This is a genomic window from Myxococcus guangdongensis (genome assembly GCF_024198255.1).
Classification (GTDB): domain Bacteria; phylum Myxococcota; class Myxococcia; order Myxococcales; family Myxococcaceae; genus Myxococcus; species Myxococcus guangdongensis.
The window spans coordinates 123,861-144,529 of sequence record NZ_JAJVKW010000021.1 but is presented as its reverse complement, the minus strand read 5'-3'; the positions used below and the strand labels follow the sequence as shown (position 1 = coordinate 144,529).

At 69.7% G+C, this 20,669-nt stretch carries 16 protein-coding genes; 12 read left to right on the top strand and 4 right to left on the bottom strand.

All coding sequences use genetic code 11. The features are described from left to right. Positions 1-10 precede the first annotated feature (10 nt). Entirely contained in the window at positions 11-2,452 is a 2,442-nt protein-coding gene (locus LXT21_RS40875) for a DNA polymerase domain-containing protein (RefSeq protein ID WP_254043681.1), read from the top strand. A 14-nt stretch (positions 2,453-2,466) separates the two neighbouring features. Here LXT21_RS40875 and LXT21_RS40870 read toward each other — a convergent pair whose 3' ends face one another. Together LXT21_RS40870 and LXT21_RS40865 are read right to left on the bottom strand one after the other, a co-directional pair. After that, positions 2,467-3,690 carry a TPM domain-containing protein gene (locus LXT21_RS40870; protein ID WP_254043680.1) on the bottom strand — a complete coding sequence of 408 codons (1,224 nt, stop codon included), beginning with the start codon at positions 3,688-3,690 and terminating at the stop codon, positions 2,467-2,469. After that, entirely contained in the window at positions 3,684-4,328 is a 645-nt protein-coding gene (locus LXT21_RS40865; protein ID WP_254043679.1) for a LemA family protein, read from the bottom strand. Before LXT21_RS40865 ends, LXT21_RS40870 begins: the two co-directional genes overlap by 7 nt. A gap of 228 nt (positions 4,329-4,556) precedes the next feature. Between LXT21_RS40865 and LXT21_RS40860 the strand changes: the two genes are divergently transcribed. The 6 genes from LXT21_RS40860 (at position 4,557) to LXT21_RS40835 (ending at position 12,242) form a co-directional block, all read left to right on the top strand. After that, the gene (locus tag LXT21_RS40860; RefSeq protein ID WP_254043678.1) at positions 4,557-6,173 is read left to right on the top strand and encodes a sigma 54-interacting transcriptional regulator; all 1,617 of its coding nucleotides are present in this window, start codon (positions 4,557-4,559) and stop codon (positions 6,171-6,173) included. Positions 6,174-6,275: 102 nt separating this feature from the next. Further along, on the top strand, positions 6,276-6,419 hold the full coding sequence (locus LXT21_RS40855; RefSeq protein WP_254043677.1) for a hypothetical protein: 144 nt from the start codon (positions 6,276-6,278) through the stop codon (positions 6,417-6,419). 119 nt (positions 6,420-6,538) lie between these two features. Then, positions 6,539-7,033, top strand: coding sequence for a nuclear transport factor 2 family protein (locus LXT21_RS40850; RefSeq protein ID WP_254043676.1), 495 nt, complete (start codon positions 6,539-6,541; stop codon positions 7,031-7,033). An 89-nt stretch (positions 7,034-7,122) separates the two neighbouring features. Beyond that, positions 7,123-9,813 (top strand): MYXO-CTERM sorting domain-containing protein, encoded by a 2,691-nt coding sequence (locus LXT21_RS40845; RefSeq protein ID WP_254043675.1) that lies wholly within the window; start codon positions 7,123-7,125, stop codon positions 9,811-9,813. 179 nt (positions 9,814-9,992) lie between these two features. Further along, positions 9,993-10,289, top strand: a complete 297-nt coding sequence (locus tag LXT21_RS40840; protein ID WP_254043674.1) for a hypothetical protein — start codon at positions 9,993-9,995, stop codon at positions 10,287-10,289. Between the two features lie 255 nt (positions 10,290-10,544). Then, a complete protein-coding gene (locus tag LXT21_RS40835) occupies positions 10,545-12,242 on the top strand; it encodes a dihydroxyacetone kinase family protein (protein ID WP_254043673.1) in 1,698 nt (565 codons plus the stop codon). On the opposite strand, the gene LXT21_RS40830 is transcribed toward LXT21_RS40835, so the two are convergent. Further along, positions 12,232-13,251 (bottom strand): DUF6268 family outer membrane beta-barrel protein, encoded by a 1,020-nt coding sequence (locus LXT21_RS40830; protein WP_254043672.1) that lies wholly within the window; start codon positions 13,249-13,251, stop codon positions 12,232-12,234. The two genes, LXT21_RS40835 and LXT21_RS40830, sit on opposite strands and share 11 nt — an antisense overlap. A gap of 135 nt (positions 13,252-13,386) precedes the next feature. Between LXT21_RS40830 and LXT21_RS40825 the strand changes: the two genes are divergently transcribed. The 3 genes from LXT21_RS40825 (at position 13,387) to LXT21_RS40815 (ending at position 17,197) form a co-directional block, all read left to right on the top strand. Then, positions 13,387-13,995, top strand: a complete 609-nt coding sequence (locus tag LXT21_RS40825) for a hypothetical protein (protein ID WP_254043671.1) — start codon at positions 13,387-13,389, stop codon at positions 13,993-13,995. Between the two features lie 139 nt (positions 13,996-14,134). After that, positions 14,135-16,249, top strand: coding sequence for an endo-1,3-alpha-glucanase family glycosylhydrolase (locus tag LXT21_RS40820; protein WP_254043670.1), 2,115 nt, complete (start codon positions 14,135-14,137; stop codon positions 16,247-16,249). Between the two features lie 39 nt (positions 16,250-16,288). Continuing rightward, entirely contained in the window at positions 16,289-17,197 is a 909-nt protein-coding gene (locus LXT21_RS40815) for a WG repeat-containing protein (protein ID WP_254043669.1), read from the top strand. 7 nt (positions 17,198-17,204) lie between these two features. Here LXT21_RS40815 and LXT21_RS40810 read toward each other — a convergent pair whose 3' ends face one another. After that, positions 17,205-18,650 (bottom strand): RCC1 domain-containing protein, encoded by a 1,446-nt coding sequence (locus tag LXT21_RS40810; RefSeq protein WP_254043668.1) that lies wholly within the window; start codon positions 18,648-18,650, stop codon positions 17,205-17,207. A 139-nt stretch (positions 18,651-18,789) separates the two neighbouring features. On the opposite strand from LXT21_RS40810, the gene LXT21_RS40805 reads away from it, so the two are divergent. Both LXT21_RS40805 and LXT21_RS45580 read left to right on the top strand, forming a co-directional pair. After that, complete coding sequence (locus tag LXT21_RS40805) at positions 18,790-19,836, top strand: sensor histidine kinase (protein ID WP_254043667.1); 1,047 nt, start codon at positions 18,790-18,792, stop codon at positions 19,834-19,836. Beyond that, a complete protein-coding gene (locus tag LXT21_RS45580) occupies positions 19,833-20,618 on the top strand; it encodes a LytR/AlgR family response regulator transcription factor (protein WP_254043666.1) in 786 nt (261 codons plus the stop codon). Before LXT21_RS40805 ends, LXT21_RS45580 begins: the two co-directional genes overlap by 4 nt. The last annotated feature ends 51 nt before the right edge of the window (positions 20,619-20,669 follow it).

Below are 20,669 nucleotides of genomic sequence, written 5' to 3'. Positions count from 1 at the left end.
GATGGCGGGCATGGTGGAGGACGAATGGCTGTGGGGTTGGGACGCGACGCCGGGCATCGTCTCGGTGTGGGCGGAGCCCGACGGCCGCGCCTTCGTGTGGCGCAGGCTCCCGGAGTCGGGGGCGCTGGTGCGCGAGGACGTGCGCTTCCGGCCGTGGTTGGTGCTGTCGCACCTGGAGGACCTGGAGCACCTGGGGCCGCGGCTGCGGCCGGAGCGTGAGGGGCCCGCGCCGCGTCGGGTGACGTACCAGGAGCTGTCGGGGCCGGGGGCGCTGCGCTTCCTGATTCGCGCGGAGGATGGGCGCGCGCTCGCGTCCGACGTGTTGCAGGGCGCGTCGCGGCGGCTGGGGCGGCCGTTCGCGAACCTGCGGGACTTGAGCGCGGAGACGGTGCTGTCGCTGCCGCCGGAGGAGCAGTACCTCACGGCGTCCGGGCGGACGTACTTCCGGGGGCTCTCTTTCGAGGCGCTGCAGCGGCTCCAGTTCGATTTGGAGACGACGGGGTTGGACCCGGGGAAGGACCGCATCTTCCTCATCGCGATGCGGGGGCCGGGCGGCGACACGGACGTGCTGGAGGCGCACGGGGAGGGGGACGCGGCGGAGGCGGACCTGTTGCGCCGGTTCGTCGAGCGGGTGCGCCAGTGGGACCCGGACGTCATCGAGAACCACAACCTGCACGGGTTCGACCTGCCCTTCGTGGCGCGGCGCGCGCGGCGGTTGGATGTGCCGCTGGCGTTGGGGCGGGCGGGCTCACCGGGCTTGCGGCACCGGCCGTCGGCGAGGGGCTCGGCGCTGGGGCGGGGGGCGGAACGCAACGCGGACTCGATGCGGCGCGCGCGCTACACGGTGCCGGGGCGCGAGTTCATCGACACGTTGGACGCGGTGCTGCGGCATGACTTCTCCGCGCGGGACTTGCCGGGGCATGGGCTCAAGGTCGTTGCGCGACACTTCGGCATCGCGGGCCCGGCGCGTGAGTACATCCCCGGGGCGCGGGTGCACGAGGTCTTCAAGACGGACCCGGAGCGGGTGCGGCGCTACGCGCGCGACGACGTGGCGGAGGCGGAGGGCGTGGCGCGGTTGTTGGGTGGGGCGGCGTTCGCGTTGGCGCGCATGGCGCCGCGTCGCTACGAGCGCCTGGCGGACGCGGGGCCGGCCACCGGGGTGTTGGACCCGTTGTTGGTGCGGGCGTACCTGCGCTCGGGGGCGGCGATTCCGGCGCACGAGGGGGGGGACGGCACGGCGCACAGCGGCGCGGCGCTGCACCTGTTCGCCACGGGGGTGGCGCGGCGGGTGGTGAAGGCGGACGTGGCCAGCCTGTATCCGTCGTTGATGCGCGAGTACCGCATCGGTCCGAAGCGGGACCGGCTGGGGGCGTTGTTGTCGATGGTGGACCGGCTGGTGGACCAGCGGCTGGCGGCGAAGAAGCGGGGCCGGGCGGCGCCCGCGGGCTCCACGGAGCGGCACGAGAACGACGCGCTGTCGGCGGCGATGAAGATCATCGTCAACTCGGCCTATGGCTACATGGGCGCGGTGGGGCTGACGCGCTTCTCGGACGTGCACGCGGCGAACGAGGTGACGCGGCGTGGGCGCGCGGTGCTGGCGCTCTTGTGTCGGGAGCTCGCGCGGCGGGGCGTGACGTTGTTGGAGGCGGACACGGACGGCGTGTACTTCGCGGTGCCGGAGGACTGGCGCGAGGAGGACGAGCGGCGGGTGGTGGCGGAGGTCGCCGCGCTGTTGCCTCGCCGCGTGCAGTTGGAGTTCGACGGGCGCTACGCGGCGATGTTGTCGCACGAGCCGAAGAACTACGCGCTGCAGTCGCATGACGGGACGCTGCACCTCAAGGGCGTGGCCTTCCGCTCCAGTCGCGCGGAGCCGTTCGGCGAGGTGTTCCTGCGCAAGGCCCTGCGGTGCCTGTTGGCCGGAGACGTGGCGGGCGTGCGGGACGTGTACGTGGACACGGTGATGGCGCTGCGCAGGCGGCGGGTGCCGACGACGGAGGTGTCGGCGCACGTGCGGCTGACGAAGGACTCGGCGCAGTACGCGGCGGTGCGCGAGCGTCGGCGGGAGCTGGCGTACGAGGCGATGCTCACCGCGGGCAGGACGTCGTGGGCGGTGGGTGAGCGCGTGCGCATCTACCGCGCGGTGGGCGGGCGCGCGGGGCTGCTCCCCGAGCCGGAGATGGATGACGTGGAGGAGGTGTCCGCGCAGGGCGCCGAGGACCCTCGGGACTACGACGTCGAGTATTACGTGCGGCTCTTGAAGGACACCTTCGCGGCGCGCCTGGAGCGGGGACTGACGCCGCTGGACTTCTCCACCGTGTTCGACGACCCGGGGCAGCCCTCGCTCTTCACGCCGTCACTCGCGGACTCGCGTCCCATCCTCACGGTGGTGCAGGCGCCGCCGGAGGAGGAGCCGCTGGAGCCGGCGCCAGAGGAGTCCCTGGGCGGTCCGTGAGTTCAGGAGAAGAATCAGAAGCTGGAGCTGCCACCGCCTCCACCACCGTCGCCGCCTCCTCCTCCTCCGCCACCGTCACTCCAGCCTCCGCCACCCCAGCCTCCGCCACCCCAGCCTCCGCCACCTCCTCCCAAGGACCCGCCCGAGTCGCAGATGTCGTCTGTTCCTGGGGCAGAATCCAGGCGCGACTGATGCTCACGAAGGTACTCGGGGTTGTAGCCGAGCCAGATCATCGCTCTCAGGCTGAGTGAGAAAGGCTTCGGCCTGGCGAGTCCATGGATATCCATGGCGTTCAGGATGGAGCCGAGGGTGTAACGGAGCCCCAAGGCGAGCAGCAGGGTCGTGACGAGGCTCGGAGTGAGCAAGCAGGCCCACAAGGTGGGCGCGCGTTCGAGGTCGCCGGACGCGTGAAAGTAGCTGAGCAGGGGCGTCCCGTTGGCGACGAGCATGGCGCTGGGGGGATGGGAGTTCAGCCAGCGATACATCGTGCAGAAATAGGCCACGAAGGCTCCGAAGAAGCCCAGGGTTTCGACGATGGAGATGCCCCGGGTGAATGCGGATGTCGCCACGACAGCGACCTCGATCGCGAGGAACCAAGGAATAGTGCCACGTGACTCCTTCATGTCGCGCCAGATGCCGAACATCACGAGGCTGCTCGCCGCGGCGAAGATCAACACCGTGAAGAAGACGTCCTTGGTCGCTGGAGGTCGTCGAGGCCGCTTGGCGGCCACGCCGCTTCGATGGTGGGTGGTCGTGGGCGATGTGTTGGCCTCCACCAGTCGTTCCTGGACTCCCTCGACGATGTTCAGGATGCCCCCGCGCCAGTCTCCTCGGGCGAACCAGGGCGACTGTGCTTCGAGGAGGGCTCGCGCGACGCTGTCGGGGATGGGCCCTTCCAGGCCGTAGCCGACTTCCAGCCTCACGCGCCGGTCCTTCACCGCCACCACGAGCAGCAGCCCATCGTTCCTCTCCCGGCTTCCTCCCTTCCAGCCATCGAAGATGCGCCGCGCGAAGTCCTCGATGGGCTCATCGGACGTTGTCTCGACGAGAACCACCGCCATCTGGGCTTCGGTCCGCTCGCGCAGTCGGACCAGCTCCGTGGAGATGCTCTCCTCTTCTTGCGGGGGCAGTACCTCCGCGAGGTCCTCGACGGAGCGCGTGATGGTCGGGACGCGGGGCTGGGCGGAGACCGTCAGCGCGAGCAGGGGGACCAGCACCAGCAGCGATGGCTTCACCATGACTTCAGCTCGGTGGACAGGGGAAGGCTTCGAGGCAGCTGGGTGCGCTCCACCACCCAGCGGTTCGGGATGGAGGCCGCGGCGGCGTTGTAGTCGGCCACCAGTTGGTCGTAGCGGCGCTGCTCCACGAACACGCGGTTGTCGGCGCCGGACAGCTCGGCGTCTCGTTCAGGACTCGCCGTGACGGTGGCGAAACGCGCCCGCACCTCGTCTCGCCGTACCAAGACGTTGTGCACCTGGGCGCGCTGCCGAGCCACCTCCAACGCCCGTGTCCCCAGGTCATTGTGAATGGCGCTCATGACCAGTCCAGACAGGGCGACTGCGCCCGCGAAGAGCGCCATGCCCCAGCGCGCCCGCAGGAGATGGCGTTGGCGCCGTGCCTGACGGGTGACCTCCATCGCCCGTCGCGACCGCGCTTCTTGTTGGAGCCGCTCGATTCGAAGCGCCCGGGCTTCGTCGATGTAGCGAGCGGGGATGTCCAGCTCGTCGCCGATGCGCTGGAGTTCCTCGGGAGTGAGCGTCTCCAGCGACTGGTCTGCCTGCATCAGCTCGGTCGCTCTGCGGATGATTTCGTCGACGTCCTTGTACGAAACGGGGGCATCCTGTGGGGAGGTATCCGTGCGTCGCCGGTCACTCATGCCGGTCCTCCATGACGGCCGCCGGGTGGGGCGGCCCGTCGTCCTGCGTCGGGGAGGAGTGTGGCGGTGGGCGCGGGCGGAGGTCAGCGTTCCCTCGGTCTCGCGGATTGGTGGTGGGTCAACACTCGTTGCTCGGTCAGGATGGCGTGGACACCGCTGCGGGGGACCTCCGGGGCAGACTTGAACTCAGCGAGAGGATTGAGGCCGCCGGGAGGTCTGGGACGCTCCATGCAGCGCAAGCTCTCCAGCAACGAGGAGTCCACCGCCGGGCACGTACGCGGCGCGCCCGTGCTGGGCCGTCGGTACGTGCCCACGCTGACGCTCATCTCCCATCCAGACCTTCAGCGCGCGGGCGAGCGCGCCCTGCTCGAGGTGCTGGAGACGCTCGGCGTCCCCATGTCGATGTCTCGCAACGGCCCGGACTTCTCGCGGCCAGGTGTCCCAGGTGCACGGCCCCTGGATGACCCGTTCCTGAGTCGCACGCCGCTGTGGCTGGAGCCGAGGCCTCGTGGGGGCCTCCGCCTGGTGGCGCCGGCGCAGGGCACGCACGTGGCCGTGGCGGACACCCCCGTGCATGGCGCGGTGGAGCTGACGGCCGAGGCGCTGCGGGAAGGTGTGCCGTTGGTGCTCGCCGAGCGGCTGGTGTTGCTGCTGCACCTCACGGCCGTCCCAGGCCCGCGGGGTGTGGATGACCTGGGGCTTCTGGGGCCCTCGGAGCGACTCCAACAACTGCGCGAGGACATCCTGCGCGTGGCGGACCTGCCGGTGCCCGTGCTCATCCGAGGAGAGACCGGCACGGGCAAGGAGCTGGTGGCGCGCGCCATCCACGAGCACGGACCGCGCCGCTCCGGTCCCTTCGTCAGCGTGAACCTGGGCGCGCTCTCCAAGGAGCTGGTCGCCGCGGAGTTGTTCGGCGCACGGCGCGGCGCGTACACGGGCGCGAGCGTCGAGCGCGACGGCTTCTTCCGCGCGGCGCACGGCGGCACCCTGTTCCTGGACGAAATCGGCGAGGCCCCCACCGAGGTCCAGGCCGCGCTTCTTCGCGTCATCGAGTCGGGCGAGGTCTGCCCCGTCGGCGGGCACTCCCCCGTCCCCGTGGACGTACGACTGGTGGCGGCCACGGACGCGGACCTGGAGGCTCGCATCGAGGAGCGCCTGTTCAAGGCGCCGCTGCTCCACCGGCTCGCGGGCTTCGAGCTGCGCGTCCCTGCCTTGCGCGAGCGTCGAGAAGACATCGGCCCGTTGTTCCTCCACTTCGCCCGTCGCGAGCTCGCCAACCTGGGGGAGTCACACCGCTTGAGCCGAGGCGACGCCCGGGCCGAGCCGTGGCTGCCCGCGTCCCTGATGGTCCGCCTGCTGCGCCACGCGTGGCCCGGAAACGTCCGGCAGCTCCACAACGTCACCCGACAACTCATCATCGGAAGCCGGGGGCTCCCACACCTGCGGGTCCCCTCCTTCCTGGAGCAGGAGCTGGCCTCGGCTTCCACGCCCTTGGGCGGACGCCTGGCGCTGGCGCCCCTGCCCGCGTTGGAGCGCCCGCCCTCGAATCCCCGCGCGCGACGCAAGCCCTCGGACGTGGGTGAACACGAACTGCTCGAGGCCCTGCGCGAGAGCGCCTGGGACCTCCAGGCCACCGCAGAGCGGCTGGGCATCCCGCGCTCCTCCGTCTACCTGCTCATCGAGCGGAGCTCGCTGCTGCGCGCAGCGGGGGACGTGAGCGCGGAGGAACTCACCCGGTGCTTCCACGAGTGCGCGGGAGACATCGATGCGATGGCGAGACGCCTGGAGGTCTCCCGCCGCGCCCTCCAACGTCGCATCCGTGAGCTGGGCCTGAGTGGCGGCTGACAGCCCACGACGCCGCGCTGTTCAGAAGACGTCCTCTGTCACCCGCGCCGCGTTGAATCGGCGCGTGCGCTGCGTCAGACCAGGAGCCTCCAGGGGGATGGGATGCGGCCAGCATCGATGGAGATGATGCCGGCGCGCGGGATGTCGCGCACGCTGCTGACGACGGCGGACCTCGCGGGCACCTTCGTCTTCGCTCTGGAGGGAGGACTGACGGCGGCGAGGGCGGGGCCGTCTGCTTCACGCTGAGGACGCTCGCCATCCTTCTCCACTGGAAGCTCCCAGGTGTCCTCCCCACACCCTGAGTGGCTTGTTGGCAATTTCGCGCGTATTCCAACGCTGACGGGCTGGGCCTAGAGTTCCCGTCCATGCGCGAAAAAGACACGCAGTATGTATTGGATTGGATTGCCATCCAGGAGCTGGTGGCGGAGTACGGGCAGGCCATCGACTTCGGCAAGGACACCGGGGACTGGAGCCGGTGGGCGAGCGTCTTCACGCCCGAGCTCACCGCGGACTACAGCCGCTTCATGGGTGGTGAGCCCCTCCGCATCACCCGCGAGCAGGCCGCCGAGTACGGCCGGGTCGCGGTCAGCCCCTTCACCCGCGTCCAGCACGCCACGGCGACGACCGTCCGCATCCACTTCAGGAACGAGACGCATGCCCAGGTGATGGCCTACGCGGAGGTGGCCCACTATTTCACGCTCGGCGGCGTGCAGCAGGAGTGGACCATCGTCGCGCGCTACACCCATGACGTGGTGAAGACCGCCGAGGGCTGGCGCATCGAGAAGGTTCTCCTGGACCCCGTCCACTACCGCGGCAACCCCCTGGGCCTGGAGTTCGTGCAGGGCAAGCGGCTGGCCTGAGAGAGTCTGCTTTATCCGGAAACTATTGTCACTGGGTTGCCGATACTCCGGGTGTGGGTGCTTCATCCCCCCTCACCCTGGAGTCCCGCATGCCGCGTGCATGGTTCGTGTCGTTGTGTCTTTTGCTGCTGGGGCTGTCTTCGAACGCGCTGGGACAGCCCCTGGTGGACGCGGGTGAGCCCTTCGGCTTGCTGCCGTTGATCGACGAGGTCAACGTCGGAGACCCGGCGGACCCGCACCCCGTCGTGCACGGAGCGAACAGCACGTCGACGCTGCGCTCCCTCACCCTGGGCGGGGTGACGCGGCCGGTGCGCGTCATGACGATGGGGCCGCAGGCGAAGTCCTTCTCCTACAAGCTGGGGGTGGGCAAGGGGCTCCAGGCCGGGCGCGCGTACCTGCTCGTGGTGGAGTACCCGGACAACGAGTCGCGACTGATGGCGGTGGCGAACAAGGGCGCGGACAAGTTCCGGGGCTTCAGCACCGGAACGTCCATTGGCGACTTCCGCGAGCAGTACGCCTATCCCAACCCGGAGTCGCTCCGCTTCCCGCTGTCGAACCAGTGGCAGCAGTTCCGCCAGTTCTTCTACCTGCATGACCGCTTCGCCCCCATCGTCGGGCAGCGCAACCTGAAGGACACGCGGCGCCCCGAGGGACCGGCCCAGGGCTTCTGGGTCTCCGTGGGCCACTTCGCGCGCCACGGTGGACCGACGGACAAGGGCACGGCCGTCTCGCGCATCCGGCTGTTCGAGGTGCCGAACCCGTCGAGCCTGGACCTGGCCATCCACTACCCGCCCGCGCCGCTGCCGCGTCGGCACATCTTCTGGCGCGAGGAGATGAACGACGACACGGCCATCTGCGCGCAGGGCGCGGGGACGGGCTGCCAGCCCGGGGCCTCCCCCGGCAACTGGTTCGATTACCGGATGAAGCAGGCGAAGTTCCTGGGCATCGACACGTATGGCCACGACTTGATGGAGTTCGGCTACACGGAGGGGTGGGACGCGGACTCGTTCTCCGCGCCGCCCTGGTACGTGCAGCCCAAGGACCCGACGCTGTGGGCCACGGCGGTGTCCCGCGCGGCGGCCAACGGCTTCTCCGTGTTGCCCTATTACGAGTACTCGGGCGCCATCTCCGGTGAGCGGCTCTTCACGGACACGCCCTGCTCGGAGGACTCCGACTGCAAGTCCATCTCCCAGTGGCACGAGTGCATGGAACCGTGGGAACAGCCGCTGGCATGCGGGCTGCGGCCGCTGGGCGAGCAACGTCGATGCAAGCCGTTGTTCGACCGGGATGGGGACATCTACTCGCCCATCTACTGGTCGGACGAGAACTGCGTGGACGTGTCGGACCCGGACGCGCTGGCGGACGTGAAGAAGGTGATGGACGCCACGGTGCTGCACTTCAAGGGGCAGGTGAACTTCCTGGGCGCGTGGTTCCGCACGCGGCCCACGGACCTTCCGATGAGCTTCTCTCCTGAGACGCTCGGCCGCTTCTCCAGCGACACCGGACAGAGCGTGTCACGCGTGATGCTCCAGACGGACCTGGCCCTGCGGGCGCGCTACTTCGCGTGGTGGTTCGGCAAGCGGCGCGCGTTCCTGGAGGCCATCCGCGACTACCTGAGACAGAACGGCGTGCCGAACGCCCAGGTGCTCTTCACGCCTTATCCGGAGGAGGGGTTGCCCACCCCGGAGGACCTGTCGGAGATGGCCGTCACCGTCACCGACGACCCGGCCACGTGGGCCACCATCGATGACCAGGGATGCTGCGCTCCGGGGGACACGACGACGAACTGCTGTCAGTACCGCTACCCGCCCACCGAGCCGGCGGCATTCCTCCAGGATGGCACGTACCGCAAGGCCATCACCGCGGACGAGCTGCCGCCCACCGAACACCTGGACCGTCCCTGGGGCGAGCCGTTCAGCAGCTTCCCTCCCGCGGACCCGGATGGCTTCAAGACGTCGGAGGGGCTCTACGTGACGTATCCGTTCAACCGGCTCTTCAGCGTGGCGGACCCGACGTTGCTCGGTCGCTTCCGTGGGGCGTCGGGTCTGGCGATGGTCCACCACTTCCCGTTGAACGAGGACGACGGCACGGGCAACCACGCGCAGGACACGGCGAATGACCGCTATGGCAATTGGCCCATGGGGGGCCTGTGGGGTTACCTCTCCATGGCGGTGGACCGGCAGGGGCCGTACTCGATGCTCGCCGAGGCGCGCGCGGTGGCGAACGGCGACCCGACGTTGCTGGGCTACCTGGAGGCGTCGTCCATCAGCCGTGGCTTCCCCGAGTACACGCGTGCCTTCCACGCGGCGTTCCTGGCGCTGCCCGCGCTGCCGAGCACGGTGGTGCCGGGCGCGGCCTCCACCGCGGAGGTGGTGGTGCGGAAGATGGCCACGGCGCAGGGGAACTTCTACGCGGTGGTGAACACGTCCATGCAGTCGAAGACGGGGGTGAACATCGTGCTGCCCGGCGAGACGCGGCCCATCGTGGACCGGGTGCGGCGCACGGTGGTGACGGGGACGAACCTCACGCTCTACCCAGGTCAGCTCCTCGCGTGGCAGGTCGGCGGAACGGAGGGAGTGCCGGGTCCGACGGACGCGGGCTCGGAGCCTGGATGTGTCGATGAGACGGGTGTGGGGACGGCCCGGCCGCTCGAGGGGAGGGATGGCGAGGTGGAGGCGGTACAGGGCTGTGGTGGCTGCGGCTCGACGGGTGGGGCGGGGGCGCTCACCCTGGTGGGGCTCGTGGGGCTGGCCCTGATGCTGCGCCGCAAGCGCGCCTGAGTGATGCTCCTCCCAGGTGGTCAGGGTTCCGGCTGTAGACCGGTCCGCTCGCGCAACTGGGAGGAACCGCATCATGCGTGACGAACACCCCTTGCGCATCGCGTCCGAGCTCGCGCGAGAGGGCAGGACGGCCGAAGCCATCTTCGTGTCTGGAGGCCGCGCTGGAGCGCACTCGCTCCATGGAGGAGCGCCCCGCCAACACCTCGCTCCTGGCGAGGACGGCGGGGCTGCTCTGCGAGGAGGCCGGGAGGCTTCCTCGCGCTGCGCTCTACTACGAGGAGGCTCTTGGCGCAGCGGCTGAGCGCGAGCCGCTCCTGTTGCTCGCCCTGGCGGAGGTGCATCGGCGCTCGGGACAGGTCGCCCGCGCCCATGCCTGTCTGGATGAAGCCGAAGCCCTGGCGCGCGGCTCCGCGGATGTCGACGCCCCGAAGATGATCGCCCAGCTCCGCGAAGCGTTGGCGCGCGACGCGTGTTGAGAGAGGCCTCGAGGTTGGTGGCCCCTCTCGAAGTAGAACCTCGCCGGAGGTGAGACCCTCGTGAGGTGACCTCCGACGGATGATTCCAGTCCGAGGCGCGCGAGTCCTCGGCACATGTGGGTGTCATATGCGTGAGTGACGCGCCCGCTGGTGGACGATTCGGGCCCGTCGCCCGCGTGTCCCCGGCACGAGCGCGTCACGCGCGTGGTTTACTCCCGCCCCTGGAGTGCACGTGTCGCCAAGGAGCGGGAACCGGTGAAGAAGCTCGTCAATGAGCCCAGGGCCGTCGTGAGGCAGATGCTGGAGGGATTCGTCGCCCTCGCTCCAGGACAGGTGTTGCTCGACGACGAGACCGTGGTCATCCGGAGCGACACGCCCGCGGACCCCCGGCAACGCAAGGTGTCCATCATCTCCGGTGGTGGCAGTGGCCATGAGCCGGCGCACGCGGGCTACGTGGGCGCGGGCATGCTGGACGCGGCGGTGGCCGGTGACGTGTTCACCTCGCCGAGCACCGACGCCGTGCTCGCCGCCATCCGCGCGGTGTCGGGCCCCGCGGGCTCGCTGCTCGTGGTGAAGAACTACACCGGAGACCGCCTCAACTTCGGCCTCGCCGCCGAGCTGGCCCGCGCCGAGGGCATCCCGGTGGAGGTCGTGGTGGTGGCCGACGATGTCGCCCTGCGCGACACCGTGGAGCCCTCGCGCCGGCGCGGCATCGCCGGCACCGTCCTGGTGCACAAGGTCGCGGGCGCGGCGGCCGACGCCGGACTCCCTCTGGCGGAGGTGCTCCGTGAAGCCCAGGCCGCGTCGGCGGAGCTGGGCACCATGGGCGTCGCGCTCGGCCCCTGCACGGTGCCCGCGGCGGGACGTCCCGGCTTCACCCTCGGCGACGAGGAGATCGAACTGGGCCTGGGCATCCACGGCGAGCAGGGCGTGCGACGCGCCCAACTCCAGGCGGCGGACGCGTTGGTGGACACGTTGCTCGCAACCATCATCGAGGACCGTCGCCTCGCCGCCGGCGCTCGCGTGGCGTTGCTCGTCAACGGACTCGGGGGCACGCCGCCCATGGAGCTCGCCATCGTCACGCGCCGGGCGCTGTCCGTCCTGCGTGAGCGCGGCCTTCGCGTGGAGCGAGCCTGGAGCGGGACGTTCCTCTCCGCGCTGGAGATGCCCGGCTGCTCGTTGTCGCTGTTGAAGGTCGATGACGCGCTGCTGGCTCGACTGGATGCGAAGACATCCGCGCCCGCCTGGGGTGGCGAAGGGAGGCTCGCTCCCGAGCGTGCGCCGAGGCCCGTCACCGCTGCGCCCTCCGTGCCCTCGGCCCCCGCCGCGAAGTCACCGGGGATGGAGAAGGTCCACGCGGCGGCGCTCGCGGTGGCGTCCGCTTTCGAGGCGAGCGAGTCGCGCCTGACGGAGCTCGACAGCGCGGCGGGAGACGGCGACCTGGGCATCAGCCTGTCGCGCGGCGCCGCGGCCATCCGCGCGCTCCCCGAGTCCTCGTGGACCCATCCCTCGCGAGCCCTCACCTCCATCGGTGAGGCCCTGCGCCGCGCCATCGGCGGGAGCTCCGGTCCGTTCTACGCCACCGCGCTGCTGCGGGCCGCGCGCCGCTTGTCGGAAGGCCCGGTGGATGCACCGGCCTGGGCGGAGGCGTTCGTCCTCGCCGTCGACGCCGTGGCGAACCTCGGCGGCGCCAGACCCGGAGACCGCACCATGCTGGATGCACTCCGTCCCGCGGCGGACACCTTCGCCCAGTCGCTGCGGGCAGGGACGTCTCCAGCGGAGGCCTGGGCCGCGGGTGTGCGCGAAGCGGAGCAGGGCGCCGACGCCACCGCGCGCATGCAACCTCGCCTGGGCCGCGCCAGCTACCTGGGGAGCCGCGCGCTCGGTGTTCCGGACGCGGGCGCCGCCGCCGTCGTCGTCTGGGTGAAGGCGCTCACGCCCTTCATCGGATGAGGGGCGACGTGTTGCCCTTCGCCGGAGGCATGCCCGACAGGCTGTCTCCGGTCGGACGCGCGGACGCCGCGGCCCGCTTCGGGGGCCGCCACCCGAGCGACACCCGCAGGTAGGGCGCCGGGCCCGTGGACTGGAGCATCCCCAGTTCCACCCGGTCCCGGTTCCTGTCGAGCAGCGCATAGTCATTCAGGAAGTCGAGCCCCAGCGACGTGCTCAACCACAGGCTGCTGCCACCCAGGCGCGTGTTCACCGTGGGGCCCGCGCGCAGCGCCGTCTCGCGCACATAGCGAGCGGCCAGGTCCTGGCTGCCCTCGGGCAGGCGCGTGCGGAACACCTGCTGGTCGAACATGCCAGTGAGGCCCAGCTCCAGACCGTCGCCCACCTTGAGCATCGCGGTGAGCCGGGGCAGCCCCAGCTCCAGGATGTACGGCCCCTTGCGATAGGTGAAGGCCACCATGGGCACGACGGGCGTGGCGTCGAACGGATAGATGGCGACGAGCCCGAAGGTGAGCCGCACGTCCGGGTCTCCGCCAATCAGGTAGTTCGCCATCGCGAAGCCCGCCCACGACGTGTCCAGGCCGACGTCGAACGAGCTCTTGAAGTCCGTGCGTGGATTCGCGGACACGCCCGAGATGAGCATCCACCGGGGCGCCAGCGGACGAATCACCGTGAGCCCCAGGCTGAAGCGATGGAAGCGTCGGCTCAGGTCCTCCTCGGACACATCCGCGAGCGGGCCGCGCTGCTCCATCCCCATGAAGCGCGTCTCGTACCCGAACGAGGGCAACACCACCGTCTTCCCCAGGAAGAGGGGCGGCAGCGGCAGGCGGAGATCCAACTGCCGCCTGTCCTCCAACCGGCCGCCCTGCGAGCCGATGCGAGTCCCTCGCGCGACGGTGATGCCGACATAGGCCCGGTCCTCCGTCGTCTGCGCGGAGACCGCACCGGCGAAGACGAGCACGCAGGCGAGCAGCACCTGTTGAAGGGGCGCCCAGCGCACAGCCCTGGTCACTGACACATGGACCTCACCACGGTTTTCCCGGCCGAGCCCCCACTATACAGGGAGTCGGTGCCGCCGAGCCGGCATCGAGAGTCCGTCGAAGACATTGTCCTCGTCACCGAGACCCGGGACTTCTACCCTGGGTGCATGAAGCTCTTCGATACGTTGCTGCAGGAAGCCTCGTTGCATGACAAGGCCGGCTCGGCCTCCAAGCGGGCGGCGCTCAAGGCGAAGCTGACCCCCACCGGCACCAGCGAGCAGGTTGCGGGCGACCTGCGGGTGTCCGAGGGCGAGGACCGGCGCGTGGACGGTGGCCTCGTGGTGAAGGGCAACCTGGTGCTCGAGGACCAGGGGCGGCTGCTCGTCGCGGGTGACCTGGTCGTCGAGGGCAACATCATCCACGAGGGCTTCGACTACTCGCTGCTCTTCGTCGGTGGCTCGCTGCAGGCGGGCAACCTGCTCGTGCACGGCGAGGTCGTGGTGCTCGGTGGCTTCAAGGTCCAGGGCGTCGCGTGGACGTACTACAGCGACTACTCGACCTACGCTGACACGCTGACGGCCCGGCTCGTCGTGGCGGATGACCGCGAGGACGCCATCGGCAAGGTGAGCGCGGAGAACCACCTCATCGGCCACTCGAGCGAAATCGGTCCCAAGCTGAGCAAGCTGCTCCAGAAGGGCCTCGTCGATGAAGAGGGCGAGTGGTCCTACACCACGCTCGCCAAGAAGCTGCTGAAGAAGGAAGCGCTGCTGGCGTGAGCCGGCCTCCGCGCGTGGCGCGCAGTCGATAGAGCCAGGAATCCTCCGGATTGTTCGCGCCATCCGGAGCGTGCGTGTGTCCGAGGAGTAACCCCCCACCCTTCCGCCTCCAGACGAAGGGCCCTCCGAGGTTCACTCCATGCACACACCCTGGGCTTTCCCCTGGGCACGGCTCGCCGTGTCCCTGCTGGTGCCGTTGCTCTCGTGGTCCTGCGCGGGTGGAGCACCGGAGGAGCAGGGCCCCTCCGCGGGCGACACACCCCAGGGCGAGGCCCCCTCGGCGCCCATGGAGGCGGGCTCGCTCGGGACGGACGCTGACGCGCTGGCGACGGTGCTCGTCGCGTCGGGCGCGACGTGGCGCTATCTGGACACGGGCGTGGACCTGGGCACGGGGTGGACGGCGCCGGGCTACGGGGACAGCGCGTGGGCCTCGGGTGCGTCGCCCCTGGGGTACGCGGAGACGGACCTGGCCACGACGGTCTCCTTCGGGAGCAACACGGCCAGCAAGCACATCACCACGTACTTCCGGCACACCTTCACGGTGACGGACGTGGCGTCGGTGCGGGAGCTGCTCCTGCGCTTGCAGCGTGACGACGGCGCCATCGTCTACCTGAATGGCGTGGAGGTGCTCCGCAGCAACCTGCCCTCGGGCACGGTGGGCCATCGCACGTTGGCGCCCGCGACCGTCTCCCTGCCCGTGGAGGAGCAGACGTGGCACACACAGGCCCTCGACACGGCGGCGCTGCGCACGGGCTCCAACGTGCTCGCGGTGGAGTTGCACCAGTCCGCGGCGAACACGTCGGATGCGCGCTTCGACCTGGATCTGAGCGCGACGGTGGTGCCCGCGCCCTCGCCCCTCTCGCAGTGCTATCCGTTCGACATGCCCTCGACGGGCGTGCTGCGCGCGGCGCCGAAGAAGGTCTTCGGCTTCTATTACGCCATCTTCCCCATCTCCATCGACAACAAGGCGCCCGCTGAGGACCACTGGACCAGTTGGTTGACGCCCGAGGCGCGCGGCGGTGAGTACGCGAACATCGGCGGGCTGATGCGTGACCGGCCGCTGCCGCGTGCGCCCTGGACCGACAGCGCGTGGCGACAGCGCGACTTCGAGGTGGAGGTGCGCCGCGCCATCGCCGCTGGCATGGATGGGTTCATCTACGAGCACCCGTACCGCGTCTCGTCCGACACGCGGAACAACCAGCTGACCACGATGCTCGCCGCGGCGGCGGCCGTGGACCCGGAGTTCCGCATCGTCCTCAGTCCTGACTTCCCCACCGAGGCCACGGGCACCACGGACGGCCTGGTGTCGATGATTGCCTCCGTCGCGAACCACCCCTCCGTGCACAAGCTCGACGGCGCCATCGTCCTGGCCAGCTTCAACCCGGAGCGCAAGTCGGTGGCGTGGTGGACGGAGGTGAAGACGCGGCTCGCGTCACAGGGAATCCAGGTCACCTACTGGCCGCTGCTCGCGTACACGGGAGACGTGACGAAGTACGCGGAGTGGAACACCCTGGTGACGGGCTTCTCCACCTGGGGCGAGCGCACCGCGCAGTCCGGAGAGGCGATGCGCCGCTGGAGTGTGGAGTCGCACCGGCGCGGCAAGAAGTGGATGTCTCCCGTCGCGTTCGAGGACGTGCGCCACAAGCTCACCGACAGCGAGAACAGCAGCCGCGTGTACTGGGAGGCGCAGAACAGCCTGACGTTCCGCACGCAGTTCGAGAAGGCGATGGAAGGCGACGCGGACTGGGTGACGCTGCTGACGCTGACGGACTACGGCGAGTCGTGGATGACGGCGTCGCAGGAGCGTGGCTACGTCATCATGGATTGGATTGCGTACTACACCACCTGGTTCAAGACGGGGCAGCGGCCCACCATCGTCCGCGACACGCTCTATTACACGCACCGCCGGCACCGCACCGACGCGCCCTTCGATGCCACGAAGCAGACGGCGCGCGCCATGAAGCTGCGTGGCGGCGTGGCCGCATCCAATCAGGTGGAGTTGCTCGCGTTCCTCAAGGAGCCGGGCAGGCTGGTCATCACGCAAGGAATGGATGTGCGCACGCTGGATGTGGCGAGCGCGGGCGTGACGGCCTTCCAGGCGCCGCTCGTTCCCGGCACCACGCCCGTGTTCGAGCTCCAGCGCAACGGCGTGACGGTGCAGCGGCTCCAGAGCGCCACGCCTGTCGTCGCGCAAACCGTTTATCAGGACTTCATGTATCACGCGGGCGGTGGACGCTCCTGCACGAGGCCTTGAGCGTGGACGGGCGCGGACCCGGTGGTTAGGGTCCGCGTCATGTCCGCCACACGCTACGGCTTCATCGACATGAAGGGGGAGCTGGTCATCCCCAGTCCTCATGGCTCGCCCTTCAACTTCAACGAGGGGATGGCCCGCATGCCCATGGGCGGAAGCTGGGCCTTCATCGACGTGAAGGGGGAGACGAAGTTGACGGTGAAGCGCGCCTTCTCGGGCTTCAACGATGGGATGGCGCTGACGGACGAGGGCTTCATCGACCCGAGCGGGAAGGTCGTGCTGCCGGTGGCGTTCAAGGCGAACTACACCAAGTACGTCATCGCGGGGGCCTCGTACGCGAACGTGGGGCGCTTCGACTCGGGGCTCGCGCCGGTGATGCGCTCCGGAGCGAAGGCCTCGGATGGCTACATCAACCACCAAGGCGAGGTGGTGCTGGACGGCTTCGGTGGTGGACTGGCCCGAACCTTCTTCAAGGGCAAGGCGCTCGTCAGCCTCAAGAAGCCACCCAAGGGCGAGACGTCGCGCCTCATCGACCCGAAGGGAACGTGCCTCGCGACCTATTCGTTCGAGTCGATGGGCACCACGTTCATGGATGGGCTCGTGGTGGTGGTGCAGGGCGAGAAGCTCGGCTTCGTGAACGAGGCGGGCGAGTGGGTGCTGGAGCCCGTGTTCCCAGCTTGGGACCGAGGACTGTCCGAGTGCTGGTTCAACGAGGGACTGGCCCGGGTGCAGGTGAAGGGGCGCTATGGCTTCATCGACAAGAAGGGGGCCCACGTCATCGAGCCCCGCTTCGAGGCGGTGAACGGCGGGTTCTCGGAAGGACTGGCCGCCGTGAAGGAAGGCGGCCTGTTCGGCTACATCCATCCGGATGGGAGCTGGGCGCTGACGCCTCGCTTCGCGTCGGCCCAGCCCTTCACCCACGAACGGGCCGTCGTGCTGCCCGCCGCGTGAGCGTGGTCTACTTCGACGGCGTGGGGATTGCGGCGGTCAGCTTGTGCCCGGGCACTGGCGTGGCGGTGGCCACGTTCCAGCTGTCCGGGCGGCCCGCCACGTCTCCGGTGGGCAGCACCCCGTTGCCCAGCACGCCCGTCTTGTTGCGGCCCCAGGAGTAGAGGGTGCCATCCGTGGCGGTGGCGTAGCCGTAGAAGGACTGCGCGGTGTTGTGCAGCGCCTTGAACGTCACGCCCGGGGCGACCTGCACGGGACGGAAGACCATCTTCTGGTAGTTGGACCAGTCCCACTGATAGGGCGTGTGGTAGGTGGCGAAGTCCAGCATCACGCCGTTGCCCACCTCGCCCATCGCGCTGTCTCCCCAGCCCCACAGCGAGCCGTCGTCCAGGATGACGTGGGTGGCGTGGCCGTTCGCCGTGACGTGGATGATTCTGCGCGAGCCGAACTCCGGGAACGACAGCTTGCGCGGCGTGGCCACGGGGTACCAGCCGCCCGCCGGCGGGCCGAGTCCCAGGAAGGTGCCCTGCAGGCCCCAGCCCCACAAGTCCCCGGCCTCGTCGAGCGCCACCGCCCAGCGGCTGCCTCCCGCGGCCAGCTCCTTCACCCGCGTCGGGATGCTCAGGGAGTTGGGGCGCGCGTAGTCGGTGAACTTGCCGGTGCCCAAGGTCTCCGCCGCGGCGCTCCCGCCCCAGGCCCACGCCTTGCCCGTGTCATCCAGCGCGAAGATGGAGTTGTCGTTGGTGGTGAAGCTCTGGATTCGAACGCCCTGGGGCAGGGGGACCTTCGTGGGCCGGGTGATGTTGCGCGGCGCCGTGTTCCCGTCACCGGCGATGCCCAGCGTGTTCCCAATCGCGGTGCCGCTCATGCCCCACACCCAGAAGGAGCCATCGGCCTTGAGCGCCATGTTGAAGAGCAGCGCGCTGCGCACCTTGATGACGTTGTCGAACGTCGCGCCCGTCGAGTCGGTGAGGACGAGGTACGGCTGGCCGTTGTTCGGCGTGGTGGCGCGGTTGGGGTAGTCGTTCGTTGTGCCGTCCCCGCGCTGGCCGTAGAGGTTCTGCCCGAAGGTCCACACGCGCCCCTGGGTGTCGAGCGCCACGCTCTGGAAGCCGCCGCCGGCCACGTCCTTGAAGCGCAGCGCCTGGGGCAGGGCGATGTCCACCGGCGGGACCTGGTTGTAGGGATTGGCGTGCCCCACGCCGAGCTGTCCCGCGCGGTTGGAGCCGAGCCCCAGCACGCGTCCGTCCACCAGGTAGAACAGCTGGTACTCCGCGGTGGCGATGTGCGTCAGTCCCGCGAGGCTGTCTCCCGCGTCGGGAGTCCCCGCGTCTGCCGTGGCTTCCTGTCCGCGCTCCTCGTCCGGCGGGTCCTCCCTCTCCGATTCAGCGGGCGACCCGGAGCAGCCAAGGAGGACCACGGCGAGCGAGGCGAAGAGGGCGCGGAGGAGTGACATGTTTCTATTGTCACTCGATTGCGAAGGCGAAGGAAAGCGTCGGATGTCGCGACGGACTGACAGGCGGTGCTCCTTCCAGTTTCAGAGGAGGAATCCGCGCGGGTATGAATGTCGATGGGACTTTGTGTAGCTTGTCGCCATGTCACGCGGACGCGGCTGGCTGTTGTGGGTGGGGGCCTTCGCCTACTGGACCTTGCAGGGGCTGGCGGCCTCCAGCGAGGCGCACTCCGTGCGGGGCGTGTCCTGGTCCCATGCGCTGCTCACGGACGGGTTCGCCACGGCGCTGTGGGCGCCCGTCACCATCGCGGTGGTGTACTTCGGCCTGCGCTTCCCGTTCGACAGGCGCCTGTGGCGCTCGCGGCTCGCGCTGCATGTGGGAGGCGCGCTCGCCGTCTCGTTCTTCCGGGCGACGGTCATCTACTCGCTGGACCCGTACTTCCACTGGTACGACGCGCCGCCCGCGTACACGGCCGTGCTCGAGCACGCGCTGCTCTACAACCCGTTCATCTACCTGACGCTCCTGGGCGTGGCCCACGCCATCTACTACGCGGAGCAATTGCGGCTGCGTGACACCCAGCTCGCCCGCGCGCAGCTCCATGCGCTGGAGGCGCAGCTGCACCCGCACTTCCTCTTCAACACGCTCAACTCCATCTCCGCGCTGGTGCGAAGAGACCCCCTGGGCAGCGAGCGGATGATTGCGCGCCTCAGCGACTTGTTGCGAGAGACGCTCGAGGCGGCGGGGCGCGAGGAGGTGTCGCTGCGCGACGAGCTGCGCACGCTCCAGCTCTACCTGGACATCCAGGGCGTGCGGTTCACGGACCGGCTCCGCGTGGAGCAGGACATCGCGCAGGAGGCGCTCGGGGCGCGGGTGCCGCACCTGGTGCTGCAGCCGCTGGTGGAGAACGCCATCCAGCACGGCATCGCGCCGCGCTCGGCGCCGGGCACGGTGACGGTGTCCGCGAGACGCGAGGGCCCGGAGCTGCTGCTGGAGGTCCGTGACGACGGCGTGGGTCTGCGCGACGGGGCGGCGGCGAAGTCCGGGGGGAGCGGCAAGGGGCTGTGGATCACCCGCGAGCGCCTGGTGCAGCTCTATGGCCCCGCGCACCGGCTGAAGCTGGAGGCGCGCGAGGAGGGTGGGGCGCGGGTGTCGCTGGCCATCCCCTTCCGGACGGAGCGCGCGGCGTGACGCAGGCCATCCGCGTGCTCATCGTCGACGACGAACCGCTCGCCCGGGCGCGGCTCAAGGAGCTGCTCTCGGAGGAGCCGGACATGGCCGTCATCGGCGAGTGCCGGGACGGCAACGAGGCCATCGACGCCATCGGCAAGCAGCGCCCGGACCTGGTGCTGCTGGACGTGCAGATGCCGGAGCCGGATGGCTTCGGGGTGCTGCGCGCGGTGTCGCGGGAGCACCAGCCGGCGGTCATCTTCGTGACGGCGCACCGGGACTTCGCGGTGCAGGCGTTCGAGGCGAACGCGCTCGACTACCTGCTCAAGCCGTTCGACCAGGAGCGCTTCCGCCAGAGCCTCTCGCGGGTGCGCGAGCGCCGGCGCACGGGGGCGACGGAGCTGGACGCGGAGCTCGTCGAGCGGTTGGAGTCGCTGTCCTCGCGACTGCCTCCCGCCTCGGAGCGGTATGCGACGCGGCTGGTGGCCAAGGTGGGCTGGCGCATGCGCTTCTTGCGCGTGGAGGACATCGACTACCTGGAGGCGGAGGGCAACTACGTCTCCGTCCACCAGGGCAAGCAGTCCTTCCTGACGCGCGAGACGATGACCGCGGTGGAGGAGAAGCTGGACCCGAGGGACTTCGTGCGCATCCACCGCTCGCTCATCGTCCGGCTGGACCGCGTCGAGGAGGTGGAGCCGCTGGCGCCCGGGGAGATGGTGCTCACCCTGCGGGATGGGACGAAGCTGACCTCTGGACGCAGCTACCGCGCCCGACTGCAGCGGGCCTTGGACCTGCCCTCCTGAGCGTTGCCGGGGGCGGGTTCCACGGTTCGCCCCGGAAGCTCCACCGTTCGT

Coding starts and splice junctions, on each gene's coding strand:
- LXT21_RS40840 (WP_254043674.1), top strand. CDS start 9,993: ATGGAGGAGCGCCCCGCCAACACCTCGCTCCTGGCGAGGACGGCGGGG.
- LXT21_RS40850 (WP_254043676.1), top strand. CDS start 6,539: ATGCGCGAAAAAGACACGCAGTATGTATTGGATTGGATTGCCATCCAG.
- LXT21_RS40865 (WP_254043679.1), bottom strand. CDS start 4,328: ATGAGTGACCGGCGACGCACGGATACCTCCCCACAGGATGCCCCCGTT.
- LXT21_RS40875 (WP_254043681.1), top strand. CDS start 11: ATGGTGGAGGACGAATGGCTGTGGGGTTGGGACGCGACGCCGGGCATC.
- LXT21_RS40855 (WP_254043677.1), top strand. CDS start 6,276: ATGCGGCCAGCATCGATGGAGATGATGCCGGCGCGCGGGATGTCGCGC.
- LXT21_RS40820 (WP_254043670.1), top strand. CDS start 14,135: ATGCACACACCCTGGGCTTTCCCCTGGGCACGGCTCGCCGTGTCCCTG.
- LXT21_RS40870 (WP_254043680.1), bottom strand. CDS start 3,690: ATGGTGAAGCCATCGCTGCTGGTGCTGGTCCCCCTGCTCGCGCTGACG.
- LXT21_RS40810 (WP_254043668.1), bottom strand. CDS start 18,650: ATGTCACTCCTCCGCGCCCTCTTCGCCTCGCTCGCCGTGGTCCTCCTT.
- LXT21_RS40805 (WP_254043667.1), top strand. CDS start 18,790: ATGTCACGCGGACGCGGCTGGCTGTTGTGGGTGGGGGCCTTCGCCTAC.
- LXT21_RS40860 (WP_254043678.1), top strand. CDS start 4,557: ATGCAGCGCAAGCTCTCCAGCAACGAGGAGTCCACCGCCGGGCACGTA.
- LXT21_RS40845 (WP_254043675.1), top strand. CDS start 7,123: ATGCCGCGTGCATGGTTCGTGTCGTTGTGTCTTTTGCTGCTGGGGCTG.
- LXT21_RS40825 (WP_254043671.1), top strand. CDS start 13,387: ATGAAGCTCTTCGATACGTTGCTGCAGGAAGCCTCGTTGCATGACAAG.
- LXT21_RS40815 (WP_254043669.1), top strand. CDS start 16,289: ATGTCCGCCACACGCTACGGCTTCATCGACATGAAGGGGGAGCTGGTC.